The 7,009-nt window shown below is 65.9% G+C and carries 7 protein-coding genes; 3 read left to right on the top strand and 4 right to left on the bottom strand.

Annotated elements, in window-relative coordinates; translation table 11 throughout:
• Both moeZ and A5779_RS01345 read right to left on the bottom strand, forming a co-directional pair.
• A partial coding sequence (gene moeZ, locus A5779_RS01350) for an adenylyltransferase/sulfurtransferase MoeZ (RefSeq protein WP_110776781.1) occupies positions 1-1,132 on the bottom strand: 1,132 nt, incomplete at its 3' end.
• 187 nt (positions 1,133-1,319) lie between these two features.
• Positions 1,320-2,357: a DUF3152 domain-containing protein gene (locus A5779_RS01345; RefSeq protein ID WP_064878181.1), complete on the bottom strand. Its 1,038-nt coding sequence runs from the start codon at positions 2,355-2,357 to the stop codon at positions 1,320-1,322.
• A gap of 199 nt (positions 2,358-2,556) precedes the next feature.
• On the opposite strand from A5779_RS01345, the gene A5779_RS01340 reads away from it, so the two are divergent.
• Positions 2,557-3,213: an HTH-type transcriptional activator FasR gene (locus A5779_RS01340; protein ID WP_064878189.1), complete on the top strand. Its 657-nt coding sequence runs from the start codon at positions 2,557-2,559 to the stop codon at positions 3,211-3,213.
• Positions 3,214-3,216: 3 nt separating this feature from the next.
• Here A5779_RS01340 and A5779_RS01335 read toward each other — a convergent pair whose 3' ends face one another.
• Positions 3,217-3,456 (bottom strand): DUF3107 domain-containing protein, encoded by a 240-nt coding sequence (locus tag A5779_RS01335; protein WP_064878179.1) that lies wholly within the window; start codon positions 3,454-3,456, stop codon positions 3,217-3,219.
• A gap of 231 nt (positions 3,457-3,687) precedes the next feature.
• Here A5779_RS01335 and A5779_RS01330 point away from each other — a divergent pair, with 231 nt between their 5' ends.
• Positions 3,688-4,464 (top strand): MmpS family transport accessory protein, encoded by a 777-nt coding sequence (locus tag A5779_RS01330; protein WP_064878173.1) that lies wholly within the window; start codon positions 3,688-3,690, stop codon positions 4,462-4,464.
• Between the two features lie 39 nt (positions 4,465-4,503).
• Here A5779_RS01330 and A5779_RS01325 read toward each other — a convergent pair whose 3' ends face one another.
• Positions 4,504-5,202 carry a ferritin-like fold-containing protein gene (locus tag A5779_RS01325; RefSeq protein WP_064878171.1) on the bottom strand — a complete coding sequence of 233 codons (699 nt, stop codon included), beginning with the start codon at positions 5,200-5,202 and terminating at the stop codon, positions 4,504-4,506.
• Positions 5,203-5,501: 299 nt separating this feature from the next.
• On the opposite strand from A5779_RS01325, the gene A5779_RS01320 reads away from it, so the two are divergent.
• Complete coding sequence (locus tag A5779_RS01320) at positions 5,502-7,001, top strand: DEAD/DEAH box helicase (protein ID WP_064878169.1); 1,500 nt, start codon at positions 5,502-5,504, stop codon at positions 6,999-7,001.
• Positions 7,002-7,009: the final 8 nt, after the last annotated feature.

Raw genomic sequence — 7,009 nt, 5'->3', positions numbered from 1 at the left:
TTCCGCCCTGCAGATGCACCGCGTCGGAGAAACCGGCCTTCTTGACGATGGCGAGCACCTCAGCCGAACGGATCCCGGTCTTGCAGTACAGCACCGGTGTCCGGTCCACCGGGAGCTTGGCCAGTGCGTCACCCGACTCGAACGTCGGCTTCGGGATGAGCTCGGCACCCTCGATGTGATTGATATCCCACTCGACAGGCTCGCGGACATCGATCAGCGCCAACGGTTTCCCGGAGTCGATGAGCTCCTTGAGCTCCAGCGGGGTGACCGTCGACCCGGCAGCGGCCTCCGCGGCGGCATCCGAGACCACGCCGCAGAAGGCCTCGTAATCGATCAACTCGGTGATCTTGGGAGTCGCCGGGTCCTTGCGGATCCGGATGGTGCGGTAGGTCATGTCCAGCGCGTCATAGACCATCAGCCGGCCCAGCAGTGGCTCGCCGATACCGGTGATGAGCTTGATTGCCTCGGTCCCCATCACCGACGCGATCGAGGCGCACAGGATGCCCAGCACGCCGCCTTCGGCGCACGAAGGCACCATGCCCGGTGGCGGCGGCTCGGGATAGAGGTCGCGGTAGTTCAGACCCAGACCGTCGGGAGCGTCCTCCCAGAACACCGACACCTGACCCTCGAACCGGTAGATCGAACCCCACACATAGGGCTTGCCTGCCAGCACCGCGGCATCGTTGACCAGGTAGCGGGTGGCGAAGTTGTCGGTGCCGTCGAGGATCAGGTCGTACTGGCTGAACAGCTCCACCGCATTGTCGGGTTCCAACCGGAACTCGTGCAGATTCACCGTCACCAGCGGATTGATCTCCAGCACCGAATCCCTGGCGCTCTGCGCCTTGGACCGCCCGATGTCGGACTGGCCGTGGATGATCTGCCGCTGCAGGTTGGACTCGTCGACGACGTCGAACTCGACGATGCCGATGGTGCCCACCCCGGCCGCGGCCAGGTACAGCAGTGTCGGTGAACCGAGCCCACCGGCCCCGATCACCAGCACTTTGGCGTTCTTCAGCCGCTTCTGCCCGATCACGCCGACATCCGGAATGATCAGGTGCCGGCTGTAGCGCGTCACTTCTTCCCGCGTCAGCTCGGCGGCCGGCTCGACCAACGGCGGTAACGACACGTCCAAATTCGCGGACACCGGATGTCTCCTCAGTTTCAGATGATCAGTTCATCGTCCCAGCTGCTCGTACCCACAACGGTAATCCGGTGCCGATGCTTCCCGTGCCCCGCCCACCGCGATCGCACCCACCGCGCGTCCAGCCACCGATGTCGATGCGCGTGCCGCGCGGCGAGACCCACCACGGCGGCAGCGGTCAGGCAATCGGGTACGGCCAGGGATTGAACTTGCACGTCAGACCATCGGCCGTGACGGTTCCGGGGTCGAACTTCGCGGCATCGTCGTTCGAGGTGGAGAACGTCTGCTGCATCATGATCGGCGCCAGCTTGCCGTTGGCTTCACAGGCCTCATGCCGCTGGTACCCGATGGCGTGACCAACCTCATGGTTGATCAGGTACTGGCGGTAGGACCCGATGTCCCCTTGGAACGGCACCGCACCGCGCACCCAACGGGCCTCGTTGACGAAGACACGGGGCTGATGTCCGTCGTACGACGGGTTGTAGCAGGACGATTCCAGCTCGATGTCGTAGCCACAGCCCTCCCGCACCGTCATCGGAGAGGTCAGTGACACCCGGAAATCGGGTTCGACACCGCTGGTCTCGTCGACCCGGGTGAAGGCGAACAGACCGTTGTGCGTCCAACTCTTCGGATTGGCCAGGGTCTCGCTGACCATCCGGGCAAAACCGTCGTCGCCTCCGAAGGAGGTGGTGTCCACCCCGTCCTCGACCTCGACGCTGTAGGTGAACGACTTCGTGGTGCCCTGGCCGATCTTCGGGGTGGTGCCCGGCACGATCCGCCAGGTCCGGGCGCCGGCCTCGGTGAACTGGCCGCCGGCGGGAAGGATCCCGGTGGGCAGGTTCGCGTCGAACTGGGTCAGACCCTTGGGCGGCGCGCCGATGATCGAGGTGCTGGCCACGTCGATCGTGGGTGGGCCCTGAACCGGACCCTCCTCTTCCTGCGCGGAGTGCGGCGCGCTGGTACCGGTGATCGTCTGGTACATGACCACCACGGTCAGCACGATCAGGATCGGCAGCGCATACGCGCGCCAGCCGTACGTGGAGACGAAACGGCCGATCCACGTCTGCTTACGCCATTGCTGATGGTCGTCGCGGTTGGATCTGGCTCGTCCTGAATCGGAGGCAATCGGATCTCGCTGAGCGCGTAGCGGCTCCCGCCACTCGTTGCGCAGCGCCGGGACACGGCCACCCCCGCGACGTCCCGGGTCGTAGGTCACCGGACCAGAATGGCACAGAGTCCTGTGGATCGGTTCGGAGCGCAGCTATGCCGTGACCTCGCCGGTGTCATTTCGAAATCCATGCCGTTTCGCGTCGCCCGCGCGACGGCAGTGACGCGTCACGGTAGTAGTGTCGGTGCGATCAGCGGCTCGGATGAACAAGTTCAAGTGCGCCAGAGCAATACAGATTGAGGACCTGATGAGCGATCTCGCCAACACCGCCGAGAGGAGAGGCGACAAGCCTGCGACCGGTGGTCGACGCGGCAACCGCCTGCCTCGTGACGAGCGGCGCGGACAGCTGTTGGTAGCCGCCAGCGAGGTGTTCGTCGAACGCGGATACCACGCGGCGGGGATGGACGAGATCGCCGAACGCGCAGGTGTGAGCAAACCCGTTCTGTATCAACACTTCTCGTCGAAGCTCGAGCTGTATCTGGCAGTGCTGCAGCGCCATGTCGACAACCTGGTGTCCGGTGTGCGCCAGGCCCTGCGCACCACGACCGACAACCGGCAGCGGCTGCGCGCCGCGGTCGAGGCGTTCTTCGATTTCATCGAGCACGACAGCCAGGGGTACCGGCTGATTTTCGAGAATGACTACGTCAGCGAGCCGCAGGTGGCGGCTCAGGTGAAGGTGGCGACCGAGGCCTGCACCGATGCGGTGTTCGATCTGATCAGCCGCGATTCGGGCCTGGAGGCACACCGCGCCAGGATGATCGCGGTCGGACTGGTGGCCATCAGCGTCGACTCGGCGCGGTACTGGCTGACCAATGAACGGCCGATCGACCGGAATACCGCCGTGGACGGCACGGTGCAGTTCGCCTGGGGCGGACTGTCACACGTGCCACTCACGCGGTCGTAGAACTCAGGCGGATTCCGCCCCCACGCCGAAACCGACCCGACGCACGTCGGCGGCGCCGATCTCCACATAGGCGATCCGGCTGTTCTGCACCAGGAATCGCCGTCCCTTCTCATCGGTCAACGCCAGCACACCCGAATCCGTGGCGAGTGCGTCGGTGACCTGCTGCTCCACCTCAGTGGGTGTCTGCGCGCTGTTGAAGGTGAGCTCGCGCGGGCTGTCCGTGACACCGATCTTGACCTCCACGCTGGACCCTTCTTTCTTTCTCACAACGTTTGTCGACTTCCCTGAGCAGGCTAGTGGACGGGCGGACCCGTCTGCCGCGAGCGGGGCTCGGCCGGAGGTACGCCGTGCGCGAAACACAGATACCGAACCGAGTCCGGACCGTGACCGACACGCACCGAGCTCAACCTCATCTGTCACTTTCGTCTCGATAGCATCAGTTTCGATATTGGACGAGACGACTGGGACAGCCGCATGACCAGGCATTATTCGCCGTATGACACCACCGCCACCGAGCGCTTCGGGGATCACCCGTACGAGCCAGGCGGGTACTCCGGCCGCACCTCCGACGGCTACAACCACAACCCAGAGTCGGACTACCCGGTCGATTACGACAACTACGACGCGGACTACGACGACGAGGTCACGTTCTACGAGGAGCCCATCGACCGGCGCTGGATCTGGGTGGCCGTCGTGGCCGGCGCAGTCCTGCTGGTCGCTGTGATCTGCACCGTGGTGATCCTGGGCGGCGGTGACAGCGGTTCGGTGTCCGCCACCCTGACCTCGCCGGCGGCCCAGCCGACACAGACCACCCAACCGGCCCAGGACGCCACCTCCAAGCCGGTCCCGCCGCGCGCAGCACCGACGGCGCCGCTCTCCCCCGAAACCGTGACCACGGTGACACCGTCGCCCAGTGCCACCGCGGCGCCTGCGCCCGTCGCCCCGCCGGCCGAGGCGGCCCCACCCGCGGCCGCCGTGAGTCCGAACACCATCACCTACCGGGTGACCGGCAACCGGCAGCTCATCGACCTGGTGACCATCGTCTACACCGACGCGCAGGGCGCCCTGCAGACCGACATCAACGTTGCCCTGCCGTGGGCCAAGACCGTGGTGCTCAACCCCGGCGTCACGCTCAAGTCGGTGACCGCGACCAGCGTCGCGGGTCAGCTCAACTGCTCGATCACCGACGCGGCGGGCGCCGTGATCATGGCGCAGAACAACAACACGATGATCACCACCTGCACGCAGTAGAGACAGAACCTCTCAGCGGCGACTGGGTCTGGCGGATGTCTACGCCAGGCCCAGTTCCTGCATCCGGGACTGGTGGGTGTTCTGCAGCCTGTCGAAGAACTCGGCCAGCTGGGTCAGACCCTCGCCGCTGGACATCACCAGGTCGACCAGTTCGTCGTGATCGGCCAGCACGAACTGCGCCTGAGTGACGGCCTCGCCGAGCAGTCGACGCGCCCACAGCGCCAGTCGGTGCCGCTGGCGATCGCTGGCAGTCACCGCCGCGCGCACCTCGGCGACCACGAACTGCGAATGCCCGGTTTCGGACAGCACCGCGCGCACCACTTTGGACACCTGTTCGGGCAACGCGTCAGCGATCTCCAGGTAGAAATCCGCGGCCAGCGCATCACCGATGTAGGTCTTGACCAACGCCTCCAGCCAGGTGCTGGGTGTGGTCATCCGGTGGTAGTTCTCCAACACCGAGGCGTATTTCGTCATCGCTGAAACGACGTCAACTCCCCTGTGCTCCAACGCATCCCGAAGCAACTCGTAGTGACCCATCTCCGCAGCGGCCATGCTCGCCATGTTGATCCGGCCGCGCAGGTTCGGCGCCATACGTGCCTCTTCGGTGAGCCGGTAGAACGCCGCGACCTCACCGTAGGCCAGCACCGCGAACAACTCGTTGACCCCGGGATGATCCGCCGTCACGCCCGAATCGACCGGTTCTGCGATCCGTTCCGCGGCAGGCTGAGGCGAATTCATGAAGCCAACTCTAGACGCCGTCGGGAGACCGGGATCGGCTGGCAAATCGGTCGATATCCCGCGACCAGCTACAATGGCAGACGGTAACGGCTTCGAGCCGACTGTTTCAGCGCCCGAACCGCTACCAGGAAATGTGCGTGCACGCAGTTGGCCCGCCCTGTGGAGCTGGGCCCAGCGGATCGGCAGCGCCGATGGATACGACCCGTATCCGGGTGAACCCGACCGTTGTTTCATCGTCAAAACTCCGTGTGCGCTGGATGCCCGTGAGGTTTGACAGTGAAAGGCCACCTCTTCCAACCATGACTCATGTAAATAAAACGTTTGCCGAGCTCGGCGTTCGCGACGAAATCGTCCGTGCACTCAGCGAAACCGGTATCGAACACCCCTTTGCCATTCAAGAACTGACCCTCCCGCTGGCGCTGGCCGGCGACGACCTGATCGGTCAGGCCCGCACCGGCATGGGCAAGACCTACGCCTTCGGTGTCCCCCTGCTGCATCGCATCTCCACCGACGAGACCCGCCCGCTCAACGGCACCCCCCGCGCCCTGATCGTGGTGCCCACCCGCGAGCTCTGCATTCAGGTCTATGGAGACCTCTCCGGAGCAGCCAAATATTTGACCACGGGCGACCGCAAGTTCTCGGTGACGTCGATCTACGGCGGACGCCCGTACGAGCCCCAGATCGAAGCGCTGCGCAAGGGCGTCGACGTCGTCGTCGGCACCCCGGGCCGCCTGCTCGACCTGGCCCAGCAGGGGCACCTTCAGCTGGGCGGACTGTCCGTGCTGGTGCTCGACGAGGCCGACGAGATGCTGGACCTGGGCTTCCTGCCCGACATCGAGCGAATCCTGCGACTGACCCCGGACGATCGCCAGTCGATGCTGTTCTCGGCGACCATGCCCGACCCGATCATCACGCTGGCCCGCACGTTCATGAACCAGCCGACCCACATCCGGGCCGAGGCCCCGCACTCGGCGGCCACCCACGACACCACCGAGCAGTTCGCCTACCGGGCCCACGCTCTGGACAAGTCGGAGCTGGTGAGCCGGATCCTGCAGGCCGAGGGCCGTGGCGCCACGATGATCTTCACCCGCACCAAGCGCACCGCGCAGAAGGTGTCCGACGAGCTCGCCGAGCGTGGGTTCAAGGTCGACGCCGTGCACGGTGACCTCGGCCAGGGCGCCCGCGAGAAGGCACTGAAGTCGTTCCGCACCGGCGCCGTGGACGTGCTGGTCGCGACGGATGTCGCCGCTCGCGGCATCGACATCGACGACGTCACGCACGTCATCAACTACCAGTGCCCCGAGGACGAGCAGGCCTACGTGCACCGCATCGGACGCACCGGCCGTGCCGGCAAGACCGGTGTCGCCATCACCCTGGTCGACTGGGACGAACTGGGCCGGTGGGAAATGATCGACAAGGCGCTGGGCCTGAACTGCCCCGATCCGGCAGAAACCTATTCCAGCTCGCCGCATATCTACGAGGAGCTGGGCATCCCGACCGACGCCACGGGCACCATCGGCGAGCCTCCCAAGGCCAAGGCCAAGCGCAGCCCCGACGAGAAGCGCATCTCCTCGGCCGACTCCGAGGGCCGGCCGGCCAAGACCCGGACCCGCACCCGTCGGCGCACCCGCGGCGGCGAGTCGGCCACCGGGCATCCCGAAGGCGCCACCCCGGCAGCCGAGGGCACCGATTCCGCACCGGTCACCGAGTCGGAGGACACCACCGGCGACGCGTCGTCCGCCGGACGACGTCGACGCAGGCGCCGCCCCCGGAAGACCGAGACCGCCACGGCCGGCTGACCGGCGCA

This window comes from Mycolicibacterium peregrinum (assembly GCF_001665625.1).
Taxonomy (GTDB): Bacteria; Actinomycetota; Actinomycetes; order Mycobacteriales; family Mycobacteriaceae; genus Mycobacterium; species Mycobacterium peregrinum_B.
Note: the sequence above shows the minus strand (reverse complement) of the source record. Positions and strands in the feature narration are given on the sequence as shown.